At 43.5% G+C, this 14,201-nt stretch carries 17 protein-coding genes and 1 pseudogene; 4 read left to right on the top strand and 14 right to left on the bottom strand.

The window, feature by feature from the left end; genetic code table 11:
- Positions 1–147: 147 nt before the first annotated feature.
- The 3 genes and pseudogenes from NOM01_RS00485 to NOM01_RS00495 all read right to left on the bottom strand — a co-directional run bounded on the left by NOM01_RS00485 (position 148) and on the right by NOM01_RS00495 (position 3,733).
- Positions 148–2,466, bottom strand: coding sequence for a DNA internalization-related competence protein ComEC/Rec2 (locus NOM01_RS00485; protein ID WP_255745445.1), 2,319 nt, complete (start codon positions 2,464–2,466; stop codon positions 148–150).
- Positions 2,467–2,540: 74 nt separating this feature from the next.
- Positions 2,541–3,002, bottom strand: a pseudogene (locus tag NOM01_RS00490) (ComE operon protein 2); the annotation flags it as partial.
- An 86-nt stretch (positions 3,003–3,088) separates the two neighbouring features.
- A complete protein-coding gene (locus NOM01_RS00495) occupies positions 3,089–3,733 on the bottom strand; it encodes a helix-hairpin-helix domain-containing protein (protein WP_255745447.1) in 645 nt (214 codons plus the stop codon).
- A 99-nt stretch (positions 3,734–3,832) separates the two neighbouring features.
- Here NOM01_RS00495 and comER point away from each other — a divergent pair, with 99 nt between their 5' ends.
- A complete protein-coding gene (gene comER, locus NOM01_RS00500) occupies positions 3,833–4,663 on the top strand; it encodes a late competence protein ComER (RefSeq protein WP_255745448.1) in 831 nt (276 codons plus the stop codon).
- 175 nt (positions 4,664–4,838) lie between these two features.
- On the opposite strand, the gene NOM01_RS00505 is transcribed toward comER, so the two are convergent.
- The 8 genes from NOM01_RS00505 to NOM01_RS00540 form a co-directional block, all read right to left on the bottom strand.
- On the bottom strand, positions 4,839–5,810 hold the full coding sequence (locus NOM01_RS00505) for a DMT family transporter (protein WP_255745449.1): 972 nt from the start codon (positions 5,808–5,810) through the stop codon (positions 4,839–4,841).
- A 112-nt stretch (positions 5,811–5,922) separates the two neighbouring features.
- Positions 5,923–6,276, bottom strand: a complete 354-nt coding sequence (gene rsfS, locus NOM01_RS00510) for a ribosome silencing factor (RefSeq protein WP_255745451.1) — start codon at positions 6,274–6,276, stop codon at positions 5,923–5,925.
- Positions 6,277–6,295: 19 nt separating this feature from the next.
- Positions 6,296–6,865 carry a bis(5'-nucleosyl)-tetraphosphatase (symmetrical) YqeK gene (gene yqeK, locus NOM01_RS00515; RefSeq protein ID WP_255745452.1) on the bottom strand — a complete coding sequence of 190 codons (570 nt, stop codon included), beginning with the start codon at positions 6,863–6,865 and terminating at the stop codon, positions 6,296–6,298.
- Entirely contained in the window at positions 6,855–7,436 is a 582-nt protein-coding gene (locus NOM01_RS00520; RefSeq protein WP_255745454.1) for a nicotinate-nucleotide adenylyltransferase, read from the bottom strand. Before NOM01_RS00520 ends, yqeK begins: the two co-directional genes overlap by 11 nt.
- Before the next feature lie 12 nt (positions 7,437–7,448).
- Positions 7,449–7,745 carry a ribosome assembly RNA-binding protein YhbY gene (gene yhbY, locus NOM01_RS00525; RefSeq protein WP_255745456.1) on the bottom strand — a complete coding sequence of 99 codons (297 nt, stop codon included), beginning with the start codon at positions 7,743–7,745 and terminating at the stop codon, positions 7,449–7,451.
- A gap of 26 nt (positions 7,746–7,771) precedes the next feature.
- Positions 7,772–8,608 carry a shikimate dehydrogenase gene (gene aroE, locus NOM01_RS00530; RefSeq protein WP_255745458.1) on the bottom strand — a complete coding sequence of 279 codons (837 nt, stop codon included), beginning with the start codon at positions 8,606–8,608 and terminating at the stop codon, positions 7,772–7,774.
- Positions 8,609–8,614: 6 nt separating this feature from the next.
- Positions 8,615–9,715: a ribosome biogenesis GTPase YqeH gene (yqeH, locus tag NOM01_RS00535; protein WP_255745459.1), complete on the bottom strand. Its 1,101-nt coding sequence runs from the start codon at positions 9,713–9,715 to the stop codon at positions 8,615–8,617.
- Between the two features lie 3 nt (positions 9,716–9,718).
- Positions 9,719–10,264, bottom strand: coding sequence for a YqeG family HAD IIIA-type phosphatase (locus NOM01_RS00540; protein ID WP_255745461.1), 546 nt, complete (start codon positions 10,262–10,264; stop codon positions 9,719–9,721).
- 547 nt (positions 10,265–10,811) lie between these two features.
- On the opposite strand from NOM01_RS00540, the gene sda reads away from it, so the two are divergent.
- From sda to NOM01_RS00555, 3 genes are all read left to right on the top strand, one after another.
- Positions 10,812–10,952, top strand: coding sequence for a sporulation histidine kinase inhibitor Sda (gene sda / locus NOM01_RS00545; protein WP_255745992.1), 141 nt, complete (start codon positions 10,812–10,814; stop codon positions 10,950–10,952).
- 170 nt (positions 10,953–11,122) lie between these two features.
- On the top strand, positions 11,123–11,824 hold the full coding sequence (gene sigK / locus NOM01_RS00550; protein WP_255745463.1) for an RNA polymerase sporulation sigma factor SigK: 702 nt from the start codon (positions 11,123–11,125) through the stop codon (positions 11,822–11,824).
- Positions 11,825–11,969: 145 nt separating this feature from the next.
- Positions 11,970–12,266: an acylphosphatase gene (locus tag NOM01_RS00555; RefSeq protein ID WP_255745466.1), complete on the top strand. Its 297-nt coding sequence runs from the start codon at positions 11,970–11,972 to the stop codon at positions 12,264–12,266.
- Between the two features lie 92 nt (positions 12,267–12,358).
- On the opposite strand, the gene NOM01_RS00560 is transcribed toward NOM01_RS00555, so the two are convergent.
- From NOM01_RS00560 to NOM01_RS00570, 3 genes are all read right to left on the bottom strand, one after another.
- Complete coding sequence (locus NOM01_RS00560) at positions 12,359–12,514, bottom strand: hypothetical protein (RefSeq protein WP_255745468.1); 156 nt, start codon at positions 12,512–12,514, stop codon at positions 12,359–12,361.
- Positions 12,515–12,720: 206 nt separating this feature from the next.
- Positions 12,721–12,942 (bottom strand): YrhC family protein, encoded by a 222-nt coding sequence (locus tag NOM01_RS00565; protein ID WP_255745469.1) that lies wholly within the window; start codon positions 12,940–12,942, stop codon positions 12,721–12,723.
- Positions 12,943–13,067: 125 nt separating this feature from the next.
- The gene (locus tag NOM01_RS00570) at positions 13,068–14,201 is read right to left on the bottom strand and encodes a bifunctional cystathionine gamma-lyase/homocysteine desulfhydrase (protein WP_255745471.1); all 1,134 of its coding nucleotides are present in this window, start codon (positions 14,199–14,201) and stop codon (positions 13,068–13,070) included.

Below are 14,201 nucleotides of genomic sequence, written 5' to 3' on the forward strand. Positions count from 1 at the left end.
CTAAATATATATGAACGCCGACAAACGAAACCTAGGACAACGCTTGTCAGGCGATATACATTACTCTCTCTAGGTTATCCTATGAGCGAAAAAAGTATAGGTGACAGCGGACAACTTTCAAATAAAAAAGGTGGTAATCAGGGTAAATTATGGTGAACCGGCATGTTCCCAAATGATCACTTGTTGTTGATTAAACCAGAACCGGATTGCCCCCAATTGATCTGTACGCAGTACACGGACACTGTGTTCACTCAGCTTCTCAATGACCTCTTGGTGAGGATGTCCATAACGATTCCCTTTTCCGCTTGAAATAATTCCGACCGTCGGACTAAGATGAGTGAGCCATTCCTCAGATGTCGACGTTCGGCTGCCATGATGACCGAGCTTGAGCACATCAGCATCTATATGCGGATAACGTTCAAGCAGCTCTTTTTCACCAGTTTGGCTTAGGTCACCGGTAAATATCCACTCCTTGCCTCCTAACGTTACATGAAAAACAACTGAATTATCATTGCTCTCCTTTGATTGTCTACTTGGCGAAAGCACATGAAACGCGGCATTCCCCATTTTCATTGTCATACCCGAATGAAGATCATTAATCGTCGTCCCATCATGTACCATCAATTCGAAAAGGGCACGATCCTTGGCGTTTGGATTATGATACGGACTGATCAGCAATTGATGAATCGCTATTTTCCCAGCGATTCCTTTCAATCCTTCGACATGGTCGGCATCGCGATGTGTTAATACGAGAGCCTCAAGGTGAGTGGCTCTCAAAGCGAGCAGTTCGCGCAAAACGACATCTCTTCCGACTTCGAACGGTCGGTTGCGCTCACGCCATTTTTCTTGTCCAAATTCAATCGTTCCTCCGGTATCAATCAGTACATTGCCTCCGTTATGAGGCAATCGAATCAAAATACTATCCCCTTGCCCGACATCAAGAAAGGTGACGGAACCGCGGGTATCCAGCTGATCGGTAGTCCATACCATTCCATAAATAAGAAAAAATGGAACAAGCAGTGCGAAAACCGATTGAATCGAGCGAAAATACTCCCAGACAATGAGGGATATGAAAATTAAAACCACGGATATTCCGATTTGCCAGCCGGATAATGCGCCATAGGTTAATTGCATAGGCATATGACGTGACAAATAGAGTAAAAATTGGTGAGGAACAAAAAGAAGAGTATCTACAGTATATGAAAAAAATCCGGAAAGATCGGAGAACAATAATGTGATGAAATAACCAACGGCACAGAGAGGCAAAATAACAAAGGTAATGAATGGAACGAAAAAGATGCTGAGCAGAATGCCCGCAAGAGAAAGCTGATAGAAGTTCGGCACAATAATCGGAAAAGTCGCGAGTTCGCAAATCAACGAGAGAACAATCATGCGCAGCATAGGCGATTGATACGATCGGATAACCATTGGACCGGCAATTAAAACGACAAAGGTAACTGTGAAAGAAAGCTGAAAGCCTAAATCATACACGACCCTTGGATCATAGAAAACCATCAGCAAACATGCAATGGAGATCGAGTCGGAAACGGGCAGTTTCCGCTTCTTCATTAATGTGAAAAGCAGTACACAGCCAGCCGTTATTCCGGAACGCACGATTGACGGCTCAGCACCTGTGATCACAACATACATGGGAAGCAGTATAAGAATCAGCAATGAAGCATGTTCGCGTACCATGCCTATTCGCCTGAGCAGATAGAATAAAGTGCCGAACACCACGGCGACATGCATACCTGAAACAACAAGCAGATGAACGAGACCAAACATCCTATAAGCATCCGACAAATCGGCATCCATCTGATCATCTGTTCCCAGCAGCAAGGCATTCATCATCTCTGCAGTTGTTGATGTAAAGTGTGCAGAAATAAATGTGACCTGATTTTGACGAATGCGTCGAAGCCAATCGAGAATCGACAGATCAGTATCACTGTAGCTGGGAATCTGAGCAGCCTTCATCCGCCAAAAAATGTGATGCCTCTCAAGGTACAAACGCTGATTAAAGGCATGAAAATTACTGGGCTGTTCAGGTCTTTCAAGTTTTCCCGTCACTCGGCACTTCATGCCGGTTTTCAATTCACGTATCAATAAACGCTTTTGTTCCTTCGTCGCAAGCCTTACATCAACCATAATAGACTCGCCTTGATTCGTCTTCATCTTGAAATGAAGGCGATCACCATCAAATTGAGGAAGGTCAGTAATCCTGCCATGCAAAACTTGCTGGCGATCCGACAAAACGGTATCATTCTTTTGAAAAAAGACGAGATCAATTTTTATGATCAAAAAGATGAGCAGAAGAATACCGAAAAGTTGATACTTTCTCAAAGCAATTAGGTAAAGTTCATATGCGATAAACAGAGCTGCTGGAACGATTGGATTCGCACTTAGAAATGTCCATGCTGCCAGACATCCCGACACCGCAAGTAAATGCCATTTACCGGAAACCGGCATCTCGACCCAGCTTTCTCAAGATTACGATATAAAGTTCAACACTGAACAAAGTCAGATCCCTCCGATCATCGGATTTCTTCTTTCTTTGCCACCTTCAGTTCAATAAAATTGTCAAAAGGCACTTTTTTAACCGTTACATGAGCTGCCTCAAACAGTTCCTTCGCATAAGGATGATTTTTGTAATCCTTTGCAAAGTAAACGCTTTTTATTCCTGCTTGAATAATCGCTTTACAGCACTGGACACATGGATAATGCGTCACATAAATTTCCGCATCTTCTGTCCGTTCACCGAATTTCGCGCACTGTAAAATCGCGTTCATTTCCGCGTGAATGGTACGTGCACAATGCCCGTCGATCATATAACATCCCTCATCCGTACAATGCGCGCCGCCGGCAATCGAGCCATTATAACCGCCGGCAATAATTCTCTTGTCGCGTACAATGGTCGCTCCGACAACCAGCCTCGTGCATGTACTCCGCGACGCAAGCAAATGGCTTTGTGCCATAAAATATTGATCCCAAGAAAGTCTCTCCATCCGTTAACATCCTCCTGAATTAATAGCCTGTCCCTATTGTATCAGAATCTGCCCATTCTCCGCTGAGACATTTATCAAATGTTTGTTCATTGAAGCGATATATTCGGTTTCATTTTTTCAAGCGACTTGTCGCCAATACCGGAAACATTGGTCAATTCATCAACACTCTTAAAAGGACCATGTTCCTCGCGATAGTGAATAATTGCTTTAGCTTTTGCTGGTCCCACTCCCGGGAGATTCTGCATCGTCTGTTCATCAGCTGTATTCACATGAACCATTTCCCCGCTTTCCTGCTTTTCCGTCACATTCCCGGTCGATTCCACCAAGACATTCGGCTCTTTTTCTCCTTGCTTCGGAACATAAATGACCATCTCGTCAGTGAGCTTCTGAGCCAGATTAACTTTGTCACGGTCCGCCTGCTTACTGAATCCTCCTGCCTGCTCAATTGCATCGATCACTCGGTCCGTCGTTTGGACATGGTAGATGCCTGGTTCGCGCACTGCCCCTTTTACATCAATAATGAATTCTTCAACCCGTTCAGGCTCTTGCTTGGTTTTTTCGACGGCCTGACTCTTTGAATCCGCCGATCCGGATAATAATTGTTCGCTTTTCTCTAGCTCCGCTTCAGTTTCGTTTTTTGCTTGGTGCTGGTAAAAAAACCAAAGTACAAGCAGTACCGCAACGGCTAAGACGATCAGTCCTATTTTCTTTTTCATCCATCGTATACTCAAACCAATTCCTCCCAGTTATAGTTGGTGTCAGTCATATTCCGTCGGCTCAATACATAGGTTCAATAAGGATACACTGAAGAGATATTGGGGTGGAGAAAAATGAGGATCGGCATGATTGGAACAGGGAATATGGGCGCGCTGCTTGTCGACGCGCTGGTAAAAAGCAAGGCGATAAAGCCTAAATTTATTACCGTGATGAATCGAACAAAAAAGAAAGCCTTAGATCTGGCAGAAAAGCACCACCGATTGTCGGTCAGCGAATCGCCAATTAACGTTCTCCAAAATGCAGATATTGTGTTCCTTTGTGTAAAACCCGGCCAGTTTTACACCTTACTGGAATCATTACGCGGATCTTGGCATCCGGGTCAGATCGCCGTCTCAATCACGAGCCCGATTTCCGTGAATCAGCTCGAACAGATGATTCCCTGCCAAGTAGCACGTGTTATTCCCAGCATTGTCAATCAAAGCCTTTCGGGCAGTTCACTTGTCACGTTCGGATCAAGTATGACCGATCTTTCGAAAAACAAACTTTGGGCTATTCTCTCTCAATTTTCTCATCCGATCGAAATTGATGAAGAGAATATACGAGCTGCTTCAGACCTGTCCAGCTGCGGACCTGCGTTTCTTTCTTTTTTACTGCAAAAAATGATCGACGGAGCCGTAAGTGCGACATCACTCTCCAGAAAGCAGGCGACGCAGCTAACGACAGAAATGATTGAAGGGCTGGGCAAACTTTTTGAGGAGCAAACCTATACGCTTGAAGAATTGCAGAAAAAAGTGACGGTAAAAGGTGGTGTAACGGGTGTTGGCTTAGATATTTTAGAACAAGGGTATCAGGATGTTTTTGAAAAGCTGTTCACAGAAACGCAGAAAAAATTTATTGAAGATAAAGCAGCAGTGAATGAAACATTTGAGGGAGAGAAGAGCTAACTTGAGACCAATAATAATTACTTCTCCACTGCGATCACATTTCCTTCTTTTAAAAAAAATTAAGTTAGGCCAACATGTTCCGTACTTTTGAGCAGCTCTTTGATTCATCAGCAGTCACAGCAAAAAAGATCCAAACCAACGTTCAGCGATGAATGATCGGTTCAGATCTTTTCGTTTATTCATGTGCCTCTGCCGCCTGCATCGGCACATCCGAAGGCCTTGAAAATAGGCTGTGCAGGATCATACCTGCCATAATAACCAGCATACCAAGCCATGAAATAAGCGACGGCAAAGGTGCTGATAAAAGGACAAGTTCACCGAGTACGGTAAACAATACCTCCATTGATTGTGTCGCTTCAACGGCCGCTAATTGCTGCATGTTCCCGCGTACAAGATCAGTTGCTGAAAAGAAAAGGATCGTCGCGATAACTCCTGAACTGATCGCAACAATTAATGATTGAATAACTTGAGTTTGGCTTGGTCTGCCAACTGATACCGCGCCATATACCGCAAGGATCAGCCAAAACGGCATGCTCGCCAGTGTCATACCGAAAACACGCTGATAAGTATCAAGCCGATCGCCGCACACATCCATCATTTTTCGATTGCCAAGAGGATAAGCAAAAGCAGCAATGACAACCGGAACAACAGCCAAAAGCGCAGTACTTGCAGAAAGACCGCTCGTCTGCTCCACTTGAAGAAGCATAATACCAATTAAAATAATCAGAGACAAAAAAAGACCTTTAATCGGAATGCGTCCTCTTACACGGATCACTCCTGCTGTCGTCTGTACCGTCTCATAAAACAAAGGAGCAAGCAAAGAACCGGCAATAATCGTAAACTGCCAGGTTCCGGCGATCAGCCATCCTGGCGCAAAGCTTGCCGAAAAACAAAGCGGTGCATAAAACATACCAAAACCAACAGAGCTCCATACGACCCAGCGCACCCAATCTGATTTCATCTCACGCAGCACTTGCATAAAGTTGCCGCGCAAAAGGACAAGCAGTGCAAGGAATGGAAGCATGAAAAAATAACGCAAGGCGCCGCTCCATATCCAGCTTCCCCCGGACAGCTCCATCGAATGGTTGAAAATAAAGGCGGCTGCGAAGAAAAAAGCAGCAGACACGCCGAGCAGTATCGCTTTCAATGCTCTCCTCCTCATTCCAATTCATGTGGTCATTTTAGCTTTGAACAACATGCTTCTTTAAATAATTATGTAAAAGAAAATGTGGAGACAGTATCTCCACGTTAATTTTAGTTTACGAAGGCTTTTTTTCTAATGTATATAACGGGGCGTCTCCCCATAATTTTTCCAATTGATAGTAATCGCGTTCATCTCTATGGAAGACATGAGCAATGACGTCACCAAGATCAATCAGTACCCATCGAGCCTGATCATAACCCTCCATTCGGTGAACCTCAATGCCGTTTTCCAGTGCAGCTTTTCGAAGCGCCATTGAAATGGCTTGTACTTGTTTGTCAGAATCACCATGACAGATAATAAAGTAATCCGCCATAATTGAGATTCCCTGCATTTTTAAAATGACAAGATCCTGAGCCTTTTTGTCATCCGCTGTTTCCGCGAGATATTTAACCCATTCTTCACTATTCATTCAGTCACCTCATTGATTTTTAGTTTATTTGTTCCTGTACGAGATCATTATATGCTTCAAAGGTCTTCGGATAGACACTTTGCTGTTTACTCAGTAGATGTGTAATGGTCTTCTGTAATTCCAGGAGAACAGCATGATCCAAGTCTTGTTTTGCAGCTTCCCTAACCTCATCGACTCCTGGAAAATCACGATTCGGTTCAATGTAATCGGCCAGAAAGATAATTTTCTCCAAAAGGGTCATCTGCTTGCGCCCCGTCGTATGATAAATCATCGCATTTAAAAGATCGGAATCGTTAACGCCATACTGTTCTTGTACATAAATGGCTCCGGCTGGCGCGTGCCACAATTTGTCCGAATACTTGAGACAATCGCTCCACGTTCCTGGTTTGCGCAAAATCATTGATTTCAATTCATCATCCGAGAAATATTTGACAATGTCGTGCAACATTCCGGCTAAACGCGCTTTCTCCTCATCACCGCCGTATTTTTTTGCAAGTTCTCCTGCTGTTTGCGAAACACCAACGGAATGTATATAGCGTTTTTCGGGAAGAATCTCTTTAATTGTCTTCTTTGCCTCATCAATCTTCATAAAGTCCTCGCTCCTTTATGTAGTTTATGACTGCATCCTTAATAAAGTAGCGGCATGACCGCCCTGACTTCAATCGTTCGCGTAAGAAACTCGAGGATAAGTCCACTTTCGGCATATCAATGTAGTGTACATCGGCAAAATCAGGATGGGCCTCAGGATAGCCTGGCCGCTTAAAAGCAATAAAAGAGGTCAGTCTGCACAATTCATCAACTTGATGCCACGTCGGAAGATCATCCACCATATCTGCACCGAGAATGAAGTAAAAATCATCATCAGGATAAGTTTTCTTCAAACCGCGAAATGTATCCACGGTATAAGACTTTCCCTTTCGCTCAAGTTCTGCTGTGCAAACAGCAAATTGTTCGTTATCCATGATTGACAGCCGCACCATATCTGCCCGCTGCTTAGCACTGGCACGCGCCTTTTTCTCATGAACATGCGGCGGTTGATAGCTTGGTAAAAACCAAACCTGATCCAGTTCGCATGCTTCGAGTGCCTCCTCGGCAATCAATAAGTGCATTAGATGCGGCGGATCGAATGTGCCGCCGAATATACCAATTCTTTTATTCATCTGGGCGGCATCCTACTTGTTCGGAATGTCGATCCGCTTGTGCTCTTTAGACGGCCGATAAAGAACCGCCGTATGGCCGATCACCTGAACAAGTTCTGAATCGGTGCGCTGGCTTATTTCGCTGCCTGCTTCAGCAGGATCTTCAAATGTATTTTGCAAAAATTGTACTTTAATGAGTTCGCGTTTCTCAAGTACATGATCAATTTCATCTATGAATTGATCATGTACACCAGTTTTCCCAACTTGAAAAATCGGTTTAAGCGGGTGGGCAAGCTTTTTTAAAAACTTTCGTTGACTATTGCTCAGCATACTTTTTTTATTCCTCCATTATTCACTCAGTTCAAATACTTATGAATGAGATGTTCTTCCATTTTTTTCGTCTCAGGGACGAATCCGTTCCATTTTTCAAAGGCAAGTGCACCTTGATAGACCAGCATTGGCAAGCCGTTCATCACAGGGTAGCCGCGGTGTTCTGCATCTTGAAGAAACGCTGTCCTTCTCGGCTGATAGATGAGATCCGTGAAAAGCGTATCGCTTCGTACTCCATCTAAGCAAATGAACGGATGATTCTCATGTATATCGAAACCAATCGGTGTTGTATTGATCACCACTTTATAGCGATCCAGTTGCAGCTCAGCCTGTTTAAAGGTCAGCGGCACGGATTGCGCATATACGCTACACGCAGTGCTCAGCTTAACCGCCTTATCAAATGTTCGATTAGCGATATCAACACGCGTGCCGATTGCCCTTGCTAGTGTCAAAGCGACTGACCGTGCAGCTCCTCCAGCACCAATTATGAGAATGGACGGATGCTGACCGGACAATTCCGGAAAGTGCTGTTTCAATCCCTCAAGAAAACCGGCTCCATCTGTATTATACCCGATTAGCCGATCATCTGAGCAAACAACGGTGTTCACCGCCCCGATCTCCTTGGCAGCCTCATCCACAGTGTCAAGCAGAGGCAGAATCGCTGTTTTTAACGGGTATGTGACGTTAAATCCCTTAACACCTGATTTTTTTAGTCGAGAAACCGCCTGATCCAAGTTTTCCAGTTCAACCAAATGTGTCTGATAATGCGCGGAAATATCATATTGCTTGAACCAATAGTTATGCATGGCCGGTGAAAGGCTGTGCGCAACCGGTGCTCCGATCAGACCATACGTATCATTCATGTTCACTTACCCCTTTATGACCGACTCACGCAAGGATACGCCAATCCCTTTCGGAGCGTAGGCAGAGACTCTGGCTCCTTTGCCCTTAATCGTAATCCACCCTAGTCCGGAAAAAACGACATCGGAATCAAAGTCGTCGGTACGAAAATCATAACGTGTCATGGCTGGAAGCTCTGTTCCCTCACTAGGCGGAGCCAGCAGATGTCCAAATTGTCTTTCATATAAATCATCTGCTTGCTCTGTCTTTGTCCGATGGATAGGAAGTGAACCGGCGCAATAGACAATCAGAGATCTTCTGCCCGGAGCAATGTAATCAATACGCGCAATGCCGCCTAGGAATAGGGTCTGATTTTCGTTGAGCTGATAGACCTTCGGCTTCACTTCTTTAGCCGGCATCACATTCTTATAATCACGCGCGTCCACAAAATGTGCGACTTGATGATCGTTAACAACTCCAGGGGTATCGTAGAGACTGCAGCCGTCATCCAGCGGAATCTCTATAAAGTCCAAGGTTGTTCCAGGAAATCTCGATGTCGTAATCGCCGAATCCCCGGAACCAAGATTTTGAATCAAGTGATTAATAAAAGTCGACTTGCCTACATTTGTCGCACCGACAACGTAAACGTCACGCCCGTTGCGATAGTAGTCAATGTTTGAAGCGACTTCGTCCAGTCCATGATTCTTTCCTGCGCTCATTAAAAGTACATCCACCGGCTTTAATCCTTGCTCATGCGCAGAACGCCGCATCCAGCTGGTTAATTTATTCGGATTCGTTGATTTTGGAAATAAATCATGCTTATTTCCGACAAGAAGTACCGGATTATGGCCGACAAAGCGCTGCAGACCAGTGACCCAGCTTCCGGCAATATCGAAGAGATCAACCAAATAAACGACAAGTGCATCCTTCTCAGCAATGCGAGAAAGCATGTTCAAAAAGTCGTCTCCATTCAATGAAACATCTTGAATTTCATTATAATGAGTTAACCGAAAGCAGCGCTGACAGACAACTGGTTCATGCTGAAGTGCACTGCTCGGTGCATAGCCGAGTTCATTTGGCTCTGTTGTTTGAATCTTCACACCGCAACCTGCACAAAAAAGTTCACTCACGTCTCATTCCTCCCATTTGAGCCAGCCTTTGCGCCTCATTAGCGAAAAAATAAAGCGCTCCAAATGACGATTCATTTTGGTTGCCCAACCATCAGTAGAAGCAATAGGCGTTACTAAAATTGTGTGTGCACCCACTTGATTGCCGCCCCAAACATCCGTCATCAATTGATCCCCGACAACAACCATCTGGTCTCTTGTCACATTCATGATTTTCATCGCGCGTCTGAATGCAAAAGGAAGCGGTTTTCGCGCCCTGTAAATATACGAAACGCCGGCGGAATTTGAGAACAGCTTGACCCGTTTCTCACTATTGTTTGACAGAATCATAACCGAAATTCCCGCTTTTTCCAGTGATGAAAACCAACGTACCAGTTGCGGAGTTACGTCGCTTTCATTCCAGGCAATAAGTGTATTGTCCAGATCCGTGACTAGTGCTTTGATTCCTCTTTGTTTCAGCTTATCCGGCTTGATATCTAAAATTGTTTCTACATGTTCCTCAGGCAAAAATTTTCTCAACACTGAATTAGCCACCTCATATTCTGATCTCATTTTCCCACAAGTTGCCGATTTTACCAAGTCCTAAATCATAAATGTTCCATTCATAAGCAACTTATTCATGTGTTTTCCATTCACTCACTTATCATTTGGAATATTATTCTAATAAAAATAGGATAATTGATCATTCTATGACTAACATCGGCAAATTAGATCCTAAATATTTCGACAAAAGCTGACAACAATTATTTTGTGGATAATTTTGTCCACATTATTCACCGACTAATGCCTACATTTTCATCATGTTACCCACACGAAATGCACAGCTTATCCACTATTGTTGTGGATAAAGATCGAATTGTTACGGAACAAGGAACATGTTAGAGTGAACTTATGAATTTTAATCGACTCATTAAAGCCATCAAATGATCTGGTAACGGTTGACATACAGATTAAGTTTGCGGTGAGCTGTTGATCTCGGTCATTTGATAACCGACAATCAATACCGAAACATAATCCCTTATTTATCAATGATTTGAGTTAAATCTTATGAGACTAATGGTCGAACGGAAAGGAGATGAGAAACCGGTAACGGTTGACAATGGACAAACTTTCTGATGCTTTACTTATCGAATCTTATACAAAGGCAAAGCAATATAAATTAAGCGAGGATTTTATTCAATTAATTGAGGCAGAGATCGATCGCCGCAGCTTGAGCAAACATACGAAGCAGACAAGCTGAGCTCGTGATAGCCATAATCTGCACAATCTTTTAATATGGCCCCATATTTATTAACGAAATGAAAAATTCCTTTGGCCTTTTTTCCAGTCGGACAGACACAGGACATGGCAACTGCCCATAGACTAAAAGACAGCGAAGAAAAATCACATCTCCCGGAGGAGTGAAAAGTCATGCTGTCAATTGTCGGTGGCGTTGCCTATTTATTTAAGAATGTCTGGTTGCTCGTATCTTATGTAAAAAACAATGCCTTTCCACAACCGCTTTCTGAGGAAGAGGAGGCCAAATGCCTTGAGCTGATGGCCCAAGGTGATGAGGAGGCACGCAATAAGCTGATTGAGCACAATCTACGGCTTGTCGCACATATTGTAAAAAAATTTGATAATACCAAAGAAGACACAGATGACTTGATATCCATTGGTTCGATTGGATTAATAAAAGCCATCAATAGCTATTCAAGCGGTAAAGGAACCAAATTGGCAACATATGCCGCCCGCTGTATCGAAAATCAGATACTCATGCATCTTCGAGGATTAAAGAAGACGAAAAAAGATGTATCGTTAAATGATCCGATTGGGCAAGACAAGGAAGGAAACACAATCAGCTTAATTGATATTTTGAAATCCAGAAATAAAGATGTTGTTGATGAAATATCACTTAATCTTGAAACGAAAAAGATCTATGGGGCTTTGCATATTCTCGATCCTCGTGAACGCGAAGTCATCATTGATCGATTTGGACTTAATAACCAGGATGAACTGACGCAAAGGGAAATTGCAAAAAAATTAGCGATCTCCCGCAGCTATGTATCACGTATAGAAAAACGTGCGTTAATGAAGCTGTTCCACGAAATCTATCGAAACCCGAACCATTGACTCAACACAAAACAAATAAACAAAGAGCATTCACACACACGAATACTCGATTCAATGGTACACTTAAACTAGGATAGTTCAGAATAAGGATCAGAATCGAGGAATTATGATGAACGAATCGCATAAAACAAGAGGCTTGCACCTGATGGGAGAGCCGGAAGAAATCAAAAGCGTACACATGATGGTCAAGGGAAGAGTACAAGCTGTCGGCTTCCGCTATTTCACGTGGCAGACTGCCAATGTTTATCGAATATCCGGTTGGGTGCGCAATCGTGACGATGGCAGTGTCGAAATTGCTGCTGAAGGTGAAAAATCAGATATTCAGCAATTTGTGAAAACGATAAAAAAGGGAAGTCCTTTCTCACGTATTAAAGACGTGGACATATATGAATATGAAACACCGAAAAATTACATGCAATTTGAAATTAAAAATTCCGATTGATAAATCCAATCATCAATCAAATCAGCAGTAAGGAGATCATCCTGCGTCCTCTCCTTGCTGTTTTTTTATCGCCAGCAGGTCATTTAGAATCCTCAGAGTAGAAAGGTGCCGCCGCACTGCCGATCCAGAATGATCTCGTGTGCTTTGTCCATACGCAGACAATGTCTTGCTGCCTTCACCGCATGATCAACCTTCAGCGACTTCCATTCCAGAGTTACAGCCAATTTATGAATATGAAAACGGATCATTTCATTGCCCCCCTAAGCATTTCTTATCAATAACCTTATTTTATCTTTTACTTTGATCCGTTTCGCCAGACTGCTGAATGGTATCTGTCTCCTGCCAAGGTCTGAATTTATCTCAGTCTGAACGTAAAACTCCTCCTGACTCCCTATAAGAAAAAACCGCTGAGCGATCAAATTAGATCGTTCAGCAGTTCGAATAGTGCACTGCATTATAATTGTTCTTTCAGTTTAGACGATCTCCAGTAGAAAAAGAATGAGAATACCAAGAATAGAAAACTAGAGCCGGCGAGAAGTTCAAGCTTCCATTCAATCTCGCTGTAGCTCGGAATCAATGTTCCGCTATAGAGAAACGTGCTGAGAAACAAGCACAGCATGCCGATCCTCCGGCAATCGATCATTTTGTCTTGAATCATTTTCTGCTGTTCTTCCATGTTCATCCCTCCGTCACTAGATTACTATAACATGAGATGAAAACGAGAAGTTCAGGTAGTTTCTGACAAAAGCAAGACAATGTTCTGCGAAGAATAGAGAGCATTGCTTTGGAGCAAATGTGCTCTCAGTTTAGTGCTTGCTCTAAATCCTCGATCAGATCCTCAATATCCTCGATGCCGACGGAGAGACGGATTAATCCATCGGTAATACCCAGTTCATCACGACGCGGCTTAGGAATCGAAGCGTGCGTCATTTTTGCCGGAACAGAAATTAAGCTTTCGACCGCGCCTAAACTTTCCGCCAATGTAAAGTAATGCGTTTTAGCAAGTATTTGATTTACCGCTGCCTCATCTCCAACATCAAATGAAATCATGCCACCAAACCCTGACGCCTGCTTTGCAGCAAGTGCATGACCCGGATGAGTCTCAAGTCCCGGATAATAAACCTTTTTGACTTTCGGATGTGATTGAAGAAACTTTGCAATCTGATTTGCATTCTTTTCAATCTGCTCCATCCTCAGGCCAAGTGTTTTAATCCCTCTTACGAGCAGCCAGGCATCTTGTGGACCGGGTACAGCACCAACTGAGTTTTGAACAAAATAGAGTCGTTCAGCCAGTTCGTCAGACGCCACTGCAACCAATCCCGCAACAACATCACTATGACCGCCAATGTATTTTGTAGCGCTGTGCAGAACAACATCGGCTCCGAGGTCCAAAGGATGCTGCCAATAGGGTGTTGCAAAGGTATTGTCAACAATTAATAACAGATCATGCTGATGAGCGATTTCCGCTGCTTTGCGAATATCCGTCACCTTCAGCAATGGATTAGTAGGCGTTTCAAGATAAAGGGCTTTTGTCTTATCAGTAATTGCTTTTTCAATGTTTTCCGGGATGCTCGTATCAACGAATGTTGCAGAAATACCTAACCTTTTAAATACCTTATCAATGACGCGGAATGTCCCGCCATATACATCATCCGTAATTATGAGATGGTCACCGCTGTTTAAAAGCATGAGTACTGAAGATATAGCTGCCATACCTGATCCGAACGCAAATCCTGCTTTCCCATGCTCCAACTCTTGAATCAAGACTTCAAGTGCATGCCGTGTCGGGTTTCCGGAACGCGAATAATCATAACCTTTTGTTTTTCCTACTTCTTCTTGTTTATAAGTACTTGTTTGGTAAATCGGGACAGTAACACTGCCCGTAGACTCATCTCCAAAAATGCCTGCGTGAATCACTTGTGTCTTTGGTCTCAT

The organism is Sporolactobacillus sp. STSJ-5 (assembly GCF_024385605.1).
Lineage (GTDB): Bacteria > Bacillota > Bacilli > Bacillales > Sporolactobacillaceae > Sporolactobacillus.

Coding starts and splice junctions, on each gene's coding strand:
- NOM01_RS00485 (WP_255745445.1), bottom strand. CDS start 2,466: ATGCCGGTTTCCGGTAAATGGCATTTACTTGCGGTGTCGGGATGTCTG.
- comER (WP_255745448.1), top strand. CDS start 3,833: ATGAGGATCGGCATGATTGGAACAGGGAATATGGGCGCGCTGCTTGTC.
- rsfS (WP_255745451.1), bottom strand. CDS start 6,276: ATGAATAGTGAAGAATGGGTTAAATATCTCGCGGAAACAGCGGATGAC.
- yqeK (WP_255745452.1), bottom strand. CDS start 6,865: ATGAAGATTGATGAGGCAAAGAAGACAATTAAAGAGATTCTTCCCGAA.
- NOM01_RS00520 (WP_255745454.1), bottom strand. CDS start 7,436: ATGAATAAAAGAATTGGTATATTCGGCGGCACATTCGATCCGCCGCAT.
- yhbY (WP_255745456.1), bottom strand. CDS start 7,745: ATGCTGAGCAATAGTCAACGAAAGTTTTTAAAAAAGCTTGCCCACCCG.
- aroE (WP_255745458.1), bottom strand. CDS start 8,608: ATGAATGATACGTATGGTCTGATCGGAGCACCGGTTGCGCACAGCCTT.
- NOM01_RS00540 (WP_255745461.1), bottom strand. CDS start 10,264: ATGAGATCAGAATATGAGGTGGCTAATTCAGTGTTGAGAAAATTTTTG.
- sda (WP_255745992.1), top strand. CDS start 10,812: ATGGACAAACTTTCTGATGCTTTACTTATCGAATCTTATACAAAGGCA.
- sigK (WP_255745463.1), top strand. CDS start 11,123: ATGCTGTCAATTGTCGGTGGCGTTGCCTATTTATTTAAGAATGTCTGG.
- NOM01_RS00555 (WP_255745466.1), top strand. CDS start 11,970: ATGGGAGAGCCGGAAGAAATCAAAAGCGTACACATGATGGTCAAGGGA.
- NOM01_RS00560 (WP_255745468.1), bottom strand. CDS start 12,514: ATGATCCGTTTTCATATTCATAAATTGGCTGTAACTCTGGAATGGAAG.
- NOM01_RS00565 (WP_255745469.1), bottom strand. CDS start 12,942: ATGGAAGAACAGCAGAAAATGATTCAAGACAAAATGATCGATTGCCGG.
- NOM01_RS00570 (WP_255745471.1), bottom strand. CDS start 14,201: ATGAGACCAAAGACACAAGTGATTCACGCAGGCATTTTTGGAGATGAG.